At 48.0% G+C, this 15,580-nt stretch carries 11 protein-coding genes and 3 pseudogenes; all 14 read left to right on the plus strand.

Features of this window, described 5'->3' with window-relative positions; translation table 11 throughout:
• Positions 1-47: 47 nt before the first annotated feature.
• The 14 genes and pseudogenes from WBS51_RS09750 to WBS51_RS09815 all read left to right on the plus strand — a co-directional run bounded on the left by WBS51_RS09750 (position 48) and on the right by WBS51_RS09815 (position 15,087).
• Complete coding sequence (locus WBS51_RS09750; RefSeq protein ID WP_004614788.1) at positions 48-218, plus strand: cysteine-rich KTR domain-containing protein; 171 nt, start codon at positions 48-50, stop codon at positions 216-218.
• 490 nt (positions 219-708) lie between these two features.
• Positions 709-1,218 (plus strand): sigma-70 family RNA polymerase sigma factor, encoded by a 510-nt coding sequence (locus tag WBS51_RS09755; RefSeq protein ID WP_105116765.1) that lies wholly within the window; start codon positions 709-711, stop codon positions 1,216-1,218.
• 94 nt (positions 1,219-1,312) lie between these two features.
• A complete protein-coding gene (locus WBS51_RS09760) occupies positions 1,313-1,738 on the plus strand; it encodes an RNA polymerase sigma factor (RefSeq protein WP_000323895.1) in 426 nt (141 codons plus the stop codon).
• Positions 1,739-1,821: 83 nt separating this feature from the next.
• Positions 1,822-2,296: pseudogene (locus WBS51_RS09765) on the plus strand (RNA polymerase sigma factor).
• Between the two features lie 154 nt (positions 2,297-2,450).
• A pseudogene (locus WBS51_RS09770) lies at positions 2,451-3,483 on the plus strand (AAA family ATPase).
• 517 nt (positions 3,484-4,000) lie between these two features.
• Complete coding sequence (mobV, locus tag WBS51_RS09775; RefSeq protein ID WP_002596256.1) at positions 4,001-4,966, plus strand: MobV family relaxase; 966 nt, start codon at positions 4,001-4,003, stop codon at positions 4,964-4,966.
• An 8-nt stretch (positions 4,967-4,974) separates the two neighbouring features.
• Positions 4,975-5,829 (plus strand): ParB/RepB/Spo0J family partition protein, encoded by an 855-nt coding sequence (locus WBS51_RS09780; RefSeq protein WP_002596257.1) that lies wholly within the window; start codon positions 4,975-4,977, stop codon positions 5,827-5,829.
• Positions 5,830-5,874: 45 nt separating this feature from the next.
• Entirely contained in the window at positions 5,875-6,105 is a 231-nt protein-coding gene (locus WBS51_RS09785) for a YdbC family protein (protein WP_002596258.1), read from the plus strand.
• 70 nt (positions 6,106-6,175) lie between these two features.
• The gene (locus WBS51_RS09790; protein WP_002596259.1) at positions 6,176-6,367 is read left to right on the plus strand and encodes a hypothetical protein; all 192 of its coding nucleotides are present in this window, start codon (positions 6,176-6,178) and stop codon (positions 6,365-6,367) included.
• A gap of 54 nt (positions 6,368-6,421) precedes the next feature.
• A complete protein-coding gene (locus WBS51_RS09795) occupies positions 6,422-8,407 on the plus strand; it encodes a recombinase family protein (protein WP_342694075.1) in 1,986 nt (661 codons plus the stop codon).
• 6 nt (positions 8,408-8,413) lie between these two features.
• Positions 8,414-9,373: an amidoligase family protein gene (locus tag WBS51_RS09800; RefSeq protein WP_114002307.1), complete on the plus strand. Its 960-nt coding sequence runs from the start codon at positions 8,414-8,416 to the stop codon at positions 9,371-9,373.
• A gap of 10 nt (positions 9,374-9,383) precedes the next feature.
• Positions 9,384-9,881, plus strand: coding sequence for a gamma-glutamylcyclotransferase family protein (locus WBS51_RS09805; protein ID WP_009248027.1), 498 nt, complete (start codon positions 9,384-9,386; stop codon positions 9,879-9,881).
• Between the two features lie 54 nt (positions 9,882-9,935).
• A pseudogene (locus tag WBS51_RS09810) lies at positions 9,936-14,327 on the plus strand (SpaA isopeptide-forming pilin-related protein).
• Positions 14,305-15,087 carry a class B sortase gene (locus tag WBS51_RS09815; protein WP_031476124.1) on the plus strand — a complete coding sequence of 261 codons (783 nt, stop codon included), beginning with the start codon at positions 14,305-14,307 and terminating at the stop codon, positions 15,085-15,087. The pseudogene WBS51_RS09810 and the gene WBS51_RS09815 overlap by 23 nt, the downstream one beginning before the upstream one ends.
• Positions 15,088-15,580 lie beyond the last annotated feature (493 nt).

Below are 15,580 nucleotides of genomic sequence, written 5' to 3' on the forward strand. Positions count from 1 at the left end.
CAAAAGTCATATAAAATGAGATTTGAAAGGATTAGAGACTAATTATGATGAAATGCGAATGGATATTGTGTCCTGTTTGTGGGAGCAAAACCCGTAATAAAATTAGGAAGGACACTGTTTTGGAGAATTATCCCCTTTATTGTCCAAAATGCAGACAAGAAAGATTGATTAAAGTTGACAACTTGAAGATAACTGTCATCAAAGAGCCAGACGCTTAAGACGCAGAGCCGATGAAATTGTGGAACAATTCACGAATCATCGGCTCTTTTTGTTTCGTATTTGAAAGAACAAACTCACCAAATAAAAAAAACGATATTCGGGTGGGTTATTTTGTTATACCCTAAATTACCCTCTGAATTTGTTTTTAAATTTGGAGGGATTTTTTTATGTCCTTTTTTCGGGCAGTTATCTATCTGCTCATACGAAGCAAAATTTATCAATACATAGCATATCAGAGAACGGCAGGAAACCAGTTAAAAAAATTTCTGCCAGTGCAACGGTACTTCTCACCTTGAAAGTAGAAGTACAATCTCCATACAATAGAATTACTATTTCCTATAACCGTAAAGGTCACAGAGCCTTTGCGGTTTTTCTTTTGTCGATTTTTGTTGGAAAGTGCCGTAGGGCTGTTTCTGATATGCGGTGTCGTTCTCCGCCTCTCCATCTGGATTTTTTACATTTCAAAAATTCAGATGGGAGGTATTTATGGTGAAATATGCACCAAGAAAGGTATATATCAGAGAAAGTGGCGGCTATGTGGAATTATCCTACACGGAGTTCTGCCGTTGCAGGGAATCCGACCAGACCTATATGGACAAGCTGTTTATCCCCATTCAAGGCTGTCTGCTTGAAGTCGTGAGGGAGCAATACACAGACTTCTACCGTGACAAGGAACGGTGGCGTTATCTGCAAAAATTAGATACAAAGAATAGACTGCTATCTCTCGACGGATTTACGGACAGCGAGGGGAATCCTCTGGACTTTATCACTGATGAAGCGGTGGACATTGCAGAAACCGTTGTCAATGCGGTCATGGTGGACAGGCTGAAAGCCGCCCTGCCTTTGCTGTCGGATAGTGAACAGGAGCTGATACAGGCAATCTTTTTTGACGGACTTTCCGAGCGTGAAGTCGGGGCGAGGTTGGGCATAACCCAGAGCGTTGTAAACAAACGCAAAGCCAGAATCCTAATAAAACTAAGAAAGATAATAGAAAATTAAAATTTAAGGCGTTCAGCCCCCTTGTTTTTTCCTTTGGGAAGATGAGGGGGCTTTTCTCTGCCCTCTCAATCAATTCTGATTGGAGGAAGTAAGAATGGCATACAACCACGGACGGGAGGACAGGAAATGGCGTATCTGGAAAGAAGCGGAGGAAAAGCTGCTGCGTGAGTGCGGCGTTGATGAAGCGACCATTGAGCAGATACGCATGGCGGACAGGGCAGACTTCAATTCCAACAGGCGGTTTTACCGATGGACGAATGACGTTGCGGAATATCTTGAGGACATGGCAGGCAGGGAGCGGCAGGCGGAAGTGGGTACGGTTGCGGAGTTACTGGAAGAGATTGAGAGCGAAAATCTCTATCAAGTATTAGTCACGGTGGACGGGCGTACCTTGAAAATCGTCCTGCTGAAAATGCAGGGGTATTCCACAAAGGAGATTGCCCCGCTTGTGCATTTGACGACTGGTGCCATCTATGCGAGGTTAGACCATCTGCGGAAGAAGCTGCGGAAAATTTTATAGCTTCTAAAACAGCCTGCCATCCTGCGGGCTACTGGGTGAGGGATGGAAATCCCCTCACTCATTTTTTGCAGGAGGACAACAGGATGGCATACAGGGTTAAGGCATACACGCTTCGGGAGGAATCCACGGAAAGCGGCACAAGGTATTTTATCAGCTTTAAGGACGGGCAGGGCAAATCCCACGAGTTGGAAGTGTCGGAACAGTTCTTTATGGAGTTTCGGCAGATGGAGCGCAGGAACAGGAATCTTTTCTAATGGGACGAGCGGCACAGGGAGTTTAACGAGGTATGGGACGAAACCCTTTACAGACGGGCGTTGCGTGTGCCTAAGAGCCTTGATGAACGCATGGTTGAGGAAGAACGGAATGAAACGCTCTATAAGGCGGTTGGGAGCCTTCCAGAGATACAAAGGCGGCGTTTCCTGCTCTACTACGAGTATGAGTTCAATTTTTACCAAATCGCCGCTATGGAGCATTGCACCGCTTCGGCAATACAGAAATCTGTTGCGATTGCAAAGGAGAAAGTAAAGGCGGAAATTGAAGAAATATCTCCAACCGTGACCGACACCGCCCGAAAAAGAAATCTGTTTTTTATTTGTGTGGGATTGGCGGCATTACATACTCTCACTTTTTTCCGTGGGAGTAAATCTATTTTTAAGGAGGTCAACGCCTATGTGCAACGAAAACAAAGACACCGCCCGAAAGGAGGAAAGCCATGCAGAAGTTACAGACAGTCAACGCCGAAACGCTCCTTTATGAACCGCTTGAGAAACCATCCTTTGTGGTGGACAGCCTTATCCCGACAGGCTTATCGCTGTTCTGCGGCTCACAGAAGATAGGCAAAAGCTGGCTCATGCTGAAGCTATGCTTATGCGTGTCGCAGGGAATCCCTTTATGGGATATGCCGACAATGGAGGGCGATGTGCTTTACCTCTGCCTTGAGGACACGTTCTGCCGCATACAGGACAGGTTATTTCGTTTGACGGACGAAGCAAGCGGGCGGCTCCACTTTGCCGTGGCAAGCTGCAAGCTGTCAGACGGTCTTATCGTGCAGCTTGAAGATTATCTGAAAGATTACCCAGACAGCAGGCTCATTGTCATTGATACCTTGCAGAAAGTCCGTACAGCTTCAAAAGACAATGCCTATGCAAGCGACTATGGGGACATCTCCCTCATCAAAGACTTTGCCGACAGGCACTCTCTGGCGGTCATTGTCGTACACCACATCCGAAAGCAGAATGACAGCGACGTGTTCAACAAGGTGTCTGGGACGACAGGATTAACGGGGAGTGCGGACGCTACCTTTGTTCTGGAAAAGGAGAAACGTGCGTCTGACACCGCCAAGCTGTATGTGACGGGCAGGGACACGCCTTATCAGGAATACACGCTGCGTTTCCGTGATTGCCGTTGGGAGCTTGTGGAGCGGAAAACGCAGGAGCAGCTTGCGAAAGAAACGATACCAGATGTCCTTTTTCGGTTGGTGGATTTTATGAGGGATAAGGAAGAATGGATAGGCACGGCAACGGAACTGTTAGCCGCTATGGGGGAAACGGAAACCATACCCACGGTGATTACGAAATGGCTGAATGAATACCGCACCACATTTTTAAGCGAGAACCGTATCTGCTACCAGTACAGCCGCAGGAAAGACGGCAGGCGGATTGCCCTTGCAAGGAGGGCGGGTGACAGCGGTGATGGTGGTGACAGCGATATTAGGATACCCCCCTGTTACTGTCATTGACGCTTAAAGCCATGTAAAGCTGGCGGCTCTGCCCTGCGGGTGACAGCAGTGACGGTGGTGACAGTGATTTTAGGATACCCTGCCGCTGTCATCCCTACGGGAGAACACCCCGTAAACGCAAAATGCAGGCGTGAGATTTACTCGCCCTTTTCGGTCGTGTAAAACCACCCCTGCGGTCAGAAAAATCATTCCGATTTTTCCGACTGCGTTTACAGGGTGTAACACACTACACTTTGCCCTGCAAAGTCGTGTGCCAGACGTTCCCTCTGGACTCCCTTAAGGCAGGGCTGTGCCCTGCTATCCTACGCCTTACGGCTTCGGATAAAAGAATGGCGGCATGACGGTGACGGCTCTTGCGAGGGGGGTATCCCAAAAACACCGTCATCATCGACATGACCGTCATGCAGGGGGTGAGGGTGACAGTTGCGGCAGTCGGCAGGGGGTATCCCAAAACTGCTGTCACCGCCGTCACCGCTGTCACCCAAAGGGCAGTTTACCCGCCGAAGAAAGGAAGATGATGAATTATGCCCTATGCAATCCTGCGTTTCCAGAAACGCAAAGCGGGCGGCGTTGCGGCTTGCGAACGCCACAACGAGCGTAAAAAAGAAGCCTATAAAAGCAATCCAGATATAGATATGGAACGCTCGAAAGATAACTACCATCTTGTGAATCCGCCGAGGTACACCTACAAGAAAGAGATTAACCGCATGGTAGCCGAAGCAGGGTGCAGGACGAGGAAAGATAGCGTGATGATGGTGGAAACGCTTATCACGGCTTCGCCAGAATTTATGAACAGCCTGCCGCCCAAAGAACAGAAAGCGTATTTTACGATGGCTCTGGATTTCATTTCAGAGCGTGTCGGGGAGAAAAATATCCTCTCCGCAGTCGTCCACATGGACGAGAGAACGCCGCATATGCACCTCTGTTTTGTGCCGATTACACCAGACAATAAGCTGTCTGCCAAAACAATTTTAGGCAATCAAAAGAGCCTGTCCGAATGGCAGACCGCCTACCATGAGCGGATGTCCTCACGGTGGAATCAGCTTGAAAGAGGTCAGTCCTCAATGGAAACGAAGCGGAAACATGTCCCCACATGGCTCTATAAGTTGGGCGGCAGGCTTGATAAACAGTATGAGGAAATTGTGTCTGCACTGTCCGACATCAACGCCTTTAATGCAGGGAAGAAGCGTGACAAGGCTCTGGAACTGATTGCGGCATGGCTCCCAGACGTGGAGAAATTCTCAAAGGAAATCAGTAAGCAGAGTGCCTATATCAATAGCCTAAAGGAGCAAATCGGGCAGGAATCAGACTATGCGGGGCGTATGCGTGATGAAAAGTATGAGCAGGAACTAAAGGTGCAGAAAGCGAACCAGAAGATATTTGAGTTGCAGAGAACCAACGAGCAGATGGGGCGGCTGCTCTCAAAGATACCGCCCGAAGTGTTGGAAGAATTGCAGAAAAACCATAAAAGCAGAGCGAAAGAAAGGTAGATATGTGAATGAAGAAACAGGATTTTAAGGTGTTAAAGACCAAAGACTTGTACCCGTTTCCCGACAATCCGTTTCATGTGGCAGAGGATGAAACGCTGTCAGAATTAGCGGAAAGCATCAAGGAATTTGGCATTGTCACGCCGATAATCACACGCCCGAAAGAGGACGGGAACGGCTATGAAGTGATTGCAGGGCAGCGGCGTGTCCGTGCGTCTGAACTTGCAGGGATAAATACCGTGCCTGCGTTTGTCCTGCCCTTAGACCGTGACCGAGCCATCATCACCCTTGTAGACAGTAATTTACAGCGTGAGAATATCCTGCCATCAGAGCGGGCGTTTGCCTACAAGATGAAATCCGAAGCCATGAAGCGGCAGGGTTTCCGCACAGACTTAACCTCGTCACAAGTTGTGACGAAGTTGCGGACGGACGACAAGGTGGCACAGGGCTTCGGCGTAGGCAGGATGACCGTACAAAGATTTATCCGTTTGACGGAACTGATACCGCCGATTTTGCGGATGGTGGACGAGGGGAAAATCGCCCTCACGCCTGCGGTGGAACTGTCCTTTTTGAAGAAAGACGAGCAGGAAAACCTCTTTGCCACGATGGAGAGCGAAGAAGCAACGCCCTCACTCTCACAGGCACAGCGGATGAAAAGCCTAAGCCAGAGCGGGCGGCTTGACATGGATACGATATTTGCAATTATGACGGAGGAAAAGGGAAACCAGAAAGAAACCTTGAAAATCAACACAAGCAAGCTGAAAAAGTATTTTCCGAAGAACACAACGCCGAAGCAGATGGAGGAAACCATCATTAAACTTTTGGAGCGTGAATTGCAGAGGAAACGGGGCAGGGACAGCCGCTAATCTTCTCTTTTCGGGAGGTAAATGCAGAAAATTGAGGTATGAAGAATGAAAGAAATCCAGTATGAGATTGTAAAGGAAATCGCCGTATTGTCTAAGGGCGACAGCGGCTACACAAAAGAAATCAATCTTATCTCATGGAACGGAAGAGAGCCGAAATATGACATCCGCAGCTTTTCCCCGAACCGTGAGAAGTGCGGAAAGGGTATCACGTTGAACGCTGATGAAGCAGCAGCACTCCTTGAAGCATTACAGAAAGAAGTAAACAGCGGGGATTGATGGTATCTGATTGACAGGGCGGGGCGTTTCCAGACGTTCTCCTGCCCTGTCTGGAAAGGAAGATTTAAGTATGGGCGAGGATAAGAAAGCAGATAAAAAGAGAAAGCGTATCGTGCCGAAAGCACCAGTTCAGATGATAATCAGCCGTGAATATGTCGGCACGCAGACAGTCACAGAAGCGTTTATCCCGATTATTTCCGAGGATATTCGGAAGAAGATTGCCGAGGGCGACACCTTCGACAATGAGGGGCTGTCCGCTTAGAATGTACGCAATGGAACATGAAAACAGATAGGACAGATATGGAGGTTTTACAGTATGGCAGGAATAAGAATGGAGAACAAGATTTATGAAGTCGGCATGTACTGCCGCTTGTCAAAAGACGATGGCACGGATAACGAGAGTGCGAGCATTGCGACACAGAAATCCATCCTCACGGATTATGTGAAAAAGCAGGGATGGCACTTAGCAAAAACGTATGTGGACGACGGTTACTCTGGTACAAATTTCCAAAGACCAAGTTTCCAGAACATGATTAAGGACATTGAAAGCGGTCTGATAAACTGCGTTATCACGAAAGATTTATCTCGTCTGGGGAGGAACTATCTTGATTGCGGACTGTATCTGGAAGTGTTTTTCCCAGAGCATAATGTGAGGTATATAGCGGTCAATGACGGCGTGGACACGCTCAATAAATCCGCTATGGACATCACGCCTTTCCGCAACATCCTAAACGAAATGTATTCCGCCGATGTGTCGGTCAAGATAAAATCGGCGTACCGAGCGAGGTTTCAGCAGGGGAAATTCATGGGGACGACAGCACCATACGGTTACGTCAAAGACCCCGCCGACCACAACCATCTGCTGATAGATGACAAAGTTGCCCATGTGGTAAGGGAAATATTTGACCTTGCGTTAGCGGGCAACGGAATCGCCAAAATCCGCAAGCACATCAACAAACAGCATATCTTACGCCCCGCCGCTTATGCGGCGGAGCAGGGGGCAACAGGCTATGAGAGGTATTTTGAGGAGAATGAGGAGAACCGTTATATTTGGAGCGAGAACAGCGTAAGGGGCATTTTAAGAAGCCCGATATATGCGGGAAACCTTGCAGGCTACAAGCGGATTGCCGCCAACATGAAAAGCAAGAAACGCCCCTCTAAGCTGCCCGAAGAATGGGAAGTGATACCAGACACCCATGAGGGGATAGTCACGCAGGAGGAATTTGATACCGTACAGCAGCTTATTACAAGCCGCAGATTACCAGAAAACAAGGGCGGCTTTGAGAACATCTTTGCAGGCGTTATTAAGTGTGCGGACTGCGGCTATGCGATGCGGGCTATGAGTGCCAACAGGAGGAAACGCCCCGACATCATCGACTGCGTACAATATTCCTGCAATAATTATGGCAGATACGGTAATATCATGTGTACCGCACACAGCATTGAAGCGAGGGACTTGTTCAACGCTGTCCTCACCGACATCAACCGATTTGCGGATATGGCAGTCAATGATGAAAAGGCAGTGAGGGCGATTGAAAAGCGGCTCACGGAAACAGACCAGAGCAAGGCAAAGGCACTGGAAAAGGAGCAAAGAAAACTGAACAAACGCCTTGCAGAACTGGACAGGCTGTTTTCCTCACTCTATGAAGATAAGGTGATGGAGCGTATTACCGAGCGGAATTTTGAGATGATGTCGGGAAAATACCAGAAAGAACAGCTTGAAATTGAAGCAAGGCTGAAAGAGGTAACGGAAACGCTCAGCGACAGCTATGAGAAGACGCAGGGTGTCCGTGATTTCCTCTCCCTAATCCGCAACTATCAAGGCATTAAGGAACTGGACGCAACCATCATAAACGCACTTATAGACAAGATACTTGTTTCGGAACGTGAGAAACTTACAGACGGAATGGTGCGGCAGGAAATCAAGATTTATTATAAATTCATCGGCTTTGTCGGTGAATTACATATCACACCGACAAAGCGGTGGACTGCGTTAAAGCCTAAGAATTGTACGGTGTGCGGTGTTGAATATGTTCCCCGCTCTGGCATATCGAAGTATTGTCCTGCTTGTGCCAAGAAGATACAGAGGGAGAAATCAAACGAGAGCAAACGCAGGAGCAGGGAGCGAAACAGACAGGCATGTATTGAACTGTCCGCAAAAAATGACCGACTGACTTCGGACAGCCAGCTTTATAAACAGGCTGGAAATGGAGTGACCGTCAACGTGATCGAAGCCATCGGAACGCTTCTTCGGCAGGCAGATACAGAGATCCGGGCAGAGGATGAAAAGACAAAGAGGTAAGGCAGTATGGCAATTGGAATTCAGGATCAATATTTCGGTACAGAGATTGAGATGACAGGGATCACCAGGCAGAGGGCTGCGGAGAAAGTAGCAGAGCTGTTTGGGACAAGGGCAGTTTGCGACGGTGGATATTATGGGGTCTGGTCTGTGACAGATCAGGAAGGAAAGAAATGGAAGTTCATGTATGATGGGAGCATCTATACGGAACGCAGGGAGCGTGGACGCATGGTTCCTGCCGGAAGAGAATACAGCACCGAGATGGTCAGTCCGAAACTTTCCTATGGAGAAATGGGAAAATTGCAGGAAGTGGTGCGGTGTCTCAGGCATCATGGGGCGAAGGTAAATGCATCCTGCGGGCAGCATGTGCATGTGGATGCTTCCAATCACACCCCAAGAAGCCTTAAAAATGCCATGACCATTATGTATTCCAAAGAGGACATCCTGTTTAAGGCATTGAAGGTGCAGACATCAAGGGAACAGGAGTATTGCCAGAAGGTACGCCCCATTGTGCTGGAGAAGATCCGCCGGATGCCAAACAGCACCATTTCCATGGAAAAGTTGAAACGGGTATGGTATGGGGGCAGGGATGGAAGCCATGATCATTATGACGATACCCGGTACTATGCGTTGAACCTTCATGCAGTGTTTTCCAAAGGAACTTTGGAGTGGAGATGTTTTGAGAGTACCCTCCATGCAGGAAAAGTGCGGGCAAATATCACTTTGGCTCTTGCCATCTCTGCCCAGGCCATCAATCAGAAATGCACCCAGATGCGGAAAACGGAGATCACAGAGAATCCGGCATTTACCTTCCGTACCTTTTTATTGCGGCTGGGGCTCATTGGACCGGAATATAAGAATGTCCGGGAACATCTGCTTGCCAATCTGGAGGGTGACAGGGCATGGAGATATGACCGCAGTACCTATGAATGTTTGAATCGAAATCATCGGGCGGAGGATGCCCGTTAGGAGGTAAGAGATGAAAGAATCCTATTATTTTGCCTATGGCAGCAACATGAACTTAGACCAGATGGCGTACCGCTGTCCGGCAGCTTCCGTAGTGGAGAAGGTCAAGCTGGAGGGATACCGCCTGACCTTCTGTGGCAGGGGGAAAGGATGCGGTGTTGCCACTATTTTGCCGGAAGAGGGCAGCCGGGTGGAAGGGGTGCTTTGGAAGATCACACCGGAGTGTGAAAAAAGCCTGGACTTTTATGAAGGGTATCCCCACCTGTATGGGAAGGAGACTGTTCTTGTTCAGGGAAAGGATGGTGTGAAACGGGAAGTCATGGCATATACCATGAATGCACCCTATAAGGATCAGCCTGCCATCCCCTCGGATCTTTATTTTATGGGAATCGTGGAAGGCTGCCATCAGAATGGGATTTCCAGCCGATCTGTGACCGATGCGCTAAAGCGTACAAGACAGGAAGTGGGAAAGAAAAAAGCCAGTCACAAGAAAACAGAAGTCAGTAGATAACAACGCCGCAGGGGAAATCCTCTGCGGTATTTTTAACGAAAAAAGGAGAATGCAATGAAGAGCAGGAATATCAAAACAAGACTTGCAGCCTTTGGGCTCGCACTGCTCATGGGTCTTAGTCCGCTTGGGAACTTAGCGGATGTCCATGCGGCAGAAACAAAAAATCCGTCAGAGCCAGTGACGGAGAGCGTAGAAATATCTGAAACGGAACAGACAGAGGAAGCTTCAGAAGCTGCGAAACATTTGGTAACAGCAGAAGATATCACGAAAGATATTTCCGACAAGGATTTTATGGCAGAGACTTGTATGGAAGGTATCCATTACAATTCAGAACAAGAGGATGTTACCTTGGAACGTATCGAAGCGGAAGATGGAGGGAGCTACCACCCTGACCAGGCAGGAACCTATATTGCAACCTACTGGGTTGTGCCAAAGGATGCGCGTGACAGCTATTCTGTGAGCAGAAAGATCATCCTGACGGATACGGAAGGGCAGGCTCATACAGAAGAAAATGGCGGTCAGAAACAGAAGGAGGATACGAATTCTGAAGAAGATTCGGAGACGCCTGTGCAGGAGATCCCGGATGTGGAAGTGACGGTATCCGGGGAAGATGCGGATGCACAGGCAGCAAGGGAACTGGAAGAAAAGATTGAGGATGGGGAAGTGATGATGCTTTCCGGTGCGGAAAACACGTTCCGAGCAAAGGAAACCGTACATCTGGAAAAAGGGGAGACCATCTACTATCCAAGTTATATTGGAAATTACTTAACCTGCTGGTTTACGGTCAATGGAAAGATCGCTTACTGTCTGGAATCCCATCGTTCCTCACCGCCGAGTGGAGACTATGTGGCACAGGTACTGGACAGCAATAAGAACTTGCAGAAGGTGCTGTATTATGGTTATGGCGGCGCCGGGGATATTACAGGCAGTTATCTGTCCGGGAAAAGTGCAGAAGAGAAATATGTATATACCCACATCGCAGCCAGCTATGCCTATGCAGGTGAGGCAGGATTTACAGGATGTAAGTATGAAGATCTGGTAAACGCAGGCGTGATCGCCTATATTGACCACCTGTTTGCTATGGAAGAGCCGCCGAAGGGGGAAATCTCCCTTTCCAAGACTTCTGTAAAAGCAGTCCGAAATGGAAATGTATAGAAAACACCGGATATCACATTGTCCGGGGATCACCGAAACTACATTTCAGTCAATGTACCAAAAGACATCACCATTTATAACAAGACAAAGGGAACTTCCGCAGAGAATGGTGCGCTGAAGATCTATGGCGGGGATACCTTTTATTTGACTGCCCCAATGCTTCATACCGGAAACTATTCCTCCGGGGAACTGCATGGTTCTGTAGGGGAAACCTGGAGAACGCTGGTATTATCCACAGGAAACAGCAATCAGGACATTGGAGTCTTTGAATCGGAGAAAGCCAATCCGGTAAGTTTTACGGTAGACTGGCTGGAGATGACAAGGATCGAGCTTTTCAAACAGGATGCGGATACCAAGAATCCTTTAGACGGTGCAGTGTATGGCATTTATACAGACAGCAAGTGTGAGCATCTTTTGATGGAAATGCCAGTCACCGGGGAAGAGGGAAAAGCAGTCAGTGATTATTTTGAGGCAGCCATCAAAACAGTATATGTGAAGGAGATCAAGGCTCCAGACAAGTATGCACAGAGTGATGTGATCCATAAGGTGGATGTGGAAGCCGGAAAGACGGTCACCATCTCAGCAACCGATGAGAGGGTGAAAGGTGCTGTCCATATCCAAAAGATCGATAAGGAGACACAGGCTTTTCTTCCCCAGGGAGATAGTTCCCTTGCCGGGGCTGTGTATGGTCTGTATGCCAGAGAGGATATCGTCCACCCGGATGGAAAGACGGGGGTTCTGTTCAAAAAAGACAGCCTCATCGCACAGGGCGTGATCAAGGAGGATGGTACCTTAGATTTTTCCAAATTGTATCTGGGGAAAATGTATGTGAAAGAGATCACTCCGCCGGAAGGCTATACGGTAGATCCAACAGAGTATGAGGTGGACCTTGCTTACGAAGGACAGGAAGTGGCAGAGGTAACCAGGGACCTGACGGTACAGGAACAGGTGAAAAAGCAGGCGTTCCAGCTGATCAAGATCAGCGAAGATGGAGACCAGACAGAAACAGACCTTGTGGAAGGAGCAGGTTTTAAGGTGTATCTGATCAGCAGCCTTTCCAAAGTAGAGAGTGGGGAATTACAGCCATCCAATGGGGATCAGTTTACTGCGGAAGATTTCCGAGGTTATGATTTCAGTAAGGAAGAGGTGGCAGTGACCTATGTGGATGGCAAGGCTGTCCCAGTACAGGAGCTTATTACAGATAAAAAAGGATATGCTCTCAGTCCGGAGCTTCCGTATGGTCTTTATGTGGTAGAGGAAAGCACCGTACCGGAGAACTTGAAAGCCATCGATCCGTTTTTGGTGAAGGTTGATGAGGACAGCAGAGAACCGATGGTATGGCGTGTGTTCGATGACCGTCCGTTTGAGTTTTTGTTAAAAATCGTGAAAAAGGATGCACAGACAGGCAATCCGGTTTTAAAAGCAGGAGCTTCCTATAAAATCTTTGACATGGAAAAAGAGGAATATGTAGAGCAGACGGTATTCTATCCGAAGAAAGAGACCATCAGCGTTTTTAAGACCAATGAGGAAGGCTATCTGGTAACACCGGAAGAATTGAAATGTTCTACTTACCGGATCGAAGAAGTGAAAGCACCGGAAGGGTTTGTAAGACAGGGATATGAGAGTTCCTTGTATGAAGGGGAAAAAGTAATTTCTCCATTGGAAGTGACCGGAAAAGGCAGTTACAAAGAGAACCCGAAAGAGGGAATCGTGATCACGGTTTCTTCCGATACCGCCCATCAGATCGATCCCGATACCGGGGCAGTCATCGTGGAAGTCGAGCAGCCAAACGATGAGCAGGTGGGAAGCCTGACACTGACCAAAACCGGGGAACAGCCAGTGGAAGTGAAGGGGGATTCCCTGCTTGCAAAGGCAAAGAGACTGGCAGGAAAGATCAAAGATGCAGTGACCGGAGAGGATACCGATACTGGGGTGTTCCATGACTTTGTATATGAAGAATCCGGTGTGGAAGGGGCAGCCTTTGAACTGTATGCCAAGGACACCATTTATTCCCCGGACGGAGCAAAGGATGAGCAAGGCAATCCGGTCATCCGTTATGAAAAAGACGATCTGGTGGCAACTTTAGTGACCGATTCAGAAGGAAAGGCAGTGGTAAATAATCTTCCATTGGGTTCTTATTATCTGAAAGAAACGGTGGCAGGTGACCATTTCGTATTGAACCCGGAACAGAAAGAATTTACCCTGACCGTAGAGGATGATACTCAGGCAGTTGTTTATGAAGGGGTTGCTTATAAAAATGAGCGACAGAAGATTTCCATTTCTGTAGAAAAGAAGGATGCAGTCACAGAAGAGAAGCTGGAAGGCGTGATCTTTGGATTGTATGCCAAAGAAGATATCCTCTCCCAGCAGGGTGAGGTTCTTGTGGAAAAGGACACTCTGCTGGAGAAGAAAGCAACGGATGAGAAGGGACAGCTTACCTTTGACAGCGACCTCTATCATGGGAAATATTATGTAAAAGAGGAAGTGAGAAAACCGGGATATCTTCCAAATGAAGAAATCTGGGAGATGGATGCCTCTTACACAGACCAGAACCTTGCAGAAATCAAGCTGACAAAAGAAGTGGAAAACCAGCCGACTGAGAGCCAATTTACGAAAACCGATGCAACAACCGGGGAAGAACTGGAAGGCGCGAAGCTTCAGATCATCGATAAAGAGGGCAACATCGTAGAAGAGTGGATCAGTGCAAAAGAACCACACGTAGTTTATGGACTGCCAGAAGGAACGTATATCCTTCACGAAGAACTGCCGCCTTATGCAGAGGGCTATGTATCTGCAGAAGATATCGAGTTTGAAGTAAAAGAAGATGGCAGTGTGACCAAGGTGGAGATGAAGGATGATTATTCCAAAGTGGAAATTTCCAAGACGGATATTACCACAGGCGAGGAACTGGAAGGTGCCAAGCTGCAGATCTTAAATAAAGAGGGTGAGATTCTGGAAGAGTGGGTAACGGATGGAAAGCCTCATCTGGCAGAGAAACTTCCGGTAGGGGAAGAGCTGACTCTGCGTGAGATCACAGCGCCGGAAGGCTATGAGATTGCAGAAGATGTGAAATTCACATTGGAAGATACCATGGAAATCCAGAAGGTGGAAATGAAAGATGCAAGAACACCGGAAACACCGGGTGTACCGCAGACAGGGGATGACCACTGGAAACCAATCCTGCTGTTTGTTCTCCTGGGAGCATCAGCAGCCGGACTCATGGCAACCATGATTTATAAGAAGAAACATGGAAAGACAGAAAAAGCAGATGAAACGAAAAAAGAAGAGTAGGCTGTGGATTCTGCAGGTGATGTTGTGTGTCATCTGCATAATGAGTGCAGCGTTGCTTTATTATGATTTTGTTATCATCCCCCGGCAGAACCGGGAACTGGTGGAGGACTTAAAATCCCACTTCCCGGAGGAATTTCCTCCGGGCGGGGGCTCTCCAACACAAAAAGAAGAACAGGCTGGAAGAGAACTGGAAGTGCCTGCCGTTGACTTTCGCTCCCTCCAGAGTCAGTATCCGGATGTTCGGGGCTGGCTTACGATCCAGGAGAGTGGCATCGATTATCCGGTACTGCAGAGCAGCCCGGAAGAACCGGAGTATTATCTGCCGAGGGATTACCGGGGAAACTACGACATCAATGGAAGTTTGTTCCTCCAGGCAGACTGTATTCTGGGAGAATCGGGAAATCTGACCATCTACGGTCACAACATGAACAGCGGGGCAATGTTCGGGAATCTGGATCAGTACGCCTCCTATGATTACTGGAAAGCACATCCCAGGGTGTTCTTTCAGACACCGGGAGGGATGGAGGAGTACCGGATAGCGGCAGTTTTGAAAGCCGATGTGTCCATGTTCGACTTCCAGAGGACATCTTTTCAGAGTCCACAGGAATTGGAGGCTTATGTAGCGCAGGCAAAAGCGCTGTCGTTGTTTGAAACAGGGGTAGATGGCATAGGTTGTGAGAAAACTCTGACGCTGGTGACCTGCTCTTATGAGTGGAAACAAGCCCGGAACATCCTTGTGGCAGTAAAAACAGGAGCTTAAAGGGGAAAAAGTGTTCAACAGTGGGAACTTTCTTCCGGTCTCTGGATATCTCCAGTACGCTTCGGAGTCAGTAATGTCAGAAAGTGTTCAAAAGTACCCCAAAAGTGCAGAATATGAGACAAGCTGCAGGTAAGAAGTGGCACTACGGAACAAAAAGTGTTCGAAGTTAATGGATGTGCAACGGATCGTGGCGGCTTGTGTAGTCTTGTAGTGTTGGGAAAGTGTTCGAAGATGGGCGCTTTTCCAGCTCTTTGGTGGCTTTTTGGAACTGAAGTTGCCGGGAAGTGTTTGAAAGCACCCGAAAAGTGCAGAATATGAGACAGGGCTGCATGAAAAGGACAGTACCATCATACACAAAAGTGTTCGAGGATGTAGGATGTACAACGAAATGTGGCGTGATGTAGTGTCAGAAAGTGTTTAAAGACTGGGACTTTTGCAGCTATCTGGATGTATCTGCCATCTATCTGGAATGTGTTTTTTAAGCGAAAATCTG

This window comes from Blautia acetica (assembly GCF_038739805.1).
Taxonomy (GTDB): domain Bacteria; phylum Bacillota; class Clostridia; order Lachnospirales; family Lachnospiraceae; genus Blautia.

Bases quoted from the DNA above. Each gene is read 5' to 3' on its own strand.
- WBS51_RS09800 (WP_114002307.1), top strand. From the start codon at position 8,414: ATGGCAATTGGAATTCAGGATCAATATTTCGGTACAGAGATTGAGATG.
- WBS51_RS09760 (WP_000323895.1), top strand. From the start codon at position 1,313: ATGGCATACAACCACGGACGGGAGGACAGGAAATGGCGTATCTGGAAA.
- WBS51_RS09795 (WP_342694075.1), top strand. From the start codon at position 6,422: ATGGCAGGAATAAGAATGGAGAACAAGATTTATGAAGTCGGCATGTAC.
- WBS51_RS09805 (WP_009248027.1), top strand. From the start codon at position 9,384: ATGAAAGAATCCTATTATTTTGCCTATGGCAGCAACATGAACTTAGAC.
- mobV (WP_002596256.1), top strand. From the start codon at position 4,001: ATGCCCTATGCAATCCTGCGTTTCCAGAAACGCAAAGCGGGCGGCGTT.
- WBS51_RS09780 (WP_002596257.1), top strand. From the start codon at position 4,975: ATGAAGAAACAGGATTTTAAGGTGTTAAAGACCAAAGACTTGTACCCG.
- WBS51_RS09785 (WP_002596258.1), top strand. From the start codon at position 5,875: ATGAAAGAAATCCAGTATGAGATTGTAAAGGAAATCGCCGTATTGTCT.
- WBS51_RS09815 (WP_031476124.1), top strand. From the start codon at position 14,305: ATGAAACGAAAAAAGAAGAGTAGGCTGTGGATTCTGCAGGTGATGTTG.
- WBS51_RS09750 (WP_004614788.1), top strand. From the start codon at position 48: ATGAAATGCGAATGGATATTGTGTCCTGTTTGTGGGAGCAAAACCCGT.
- WBS51_RS09790 (WP_002596259.1), top strand. From the start codon at position 6,176: ATGGGCGAGGATAAGAAAGCAGATAAAAAGAGAAAGCGTATCGTGCCG.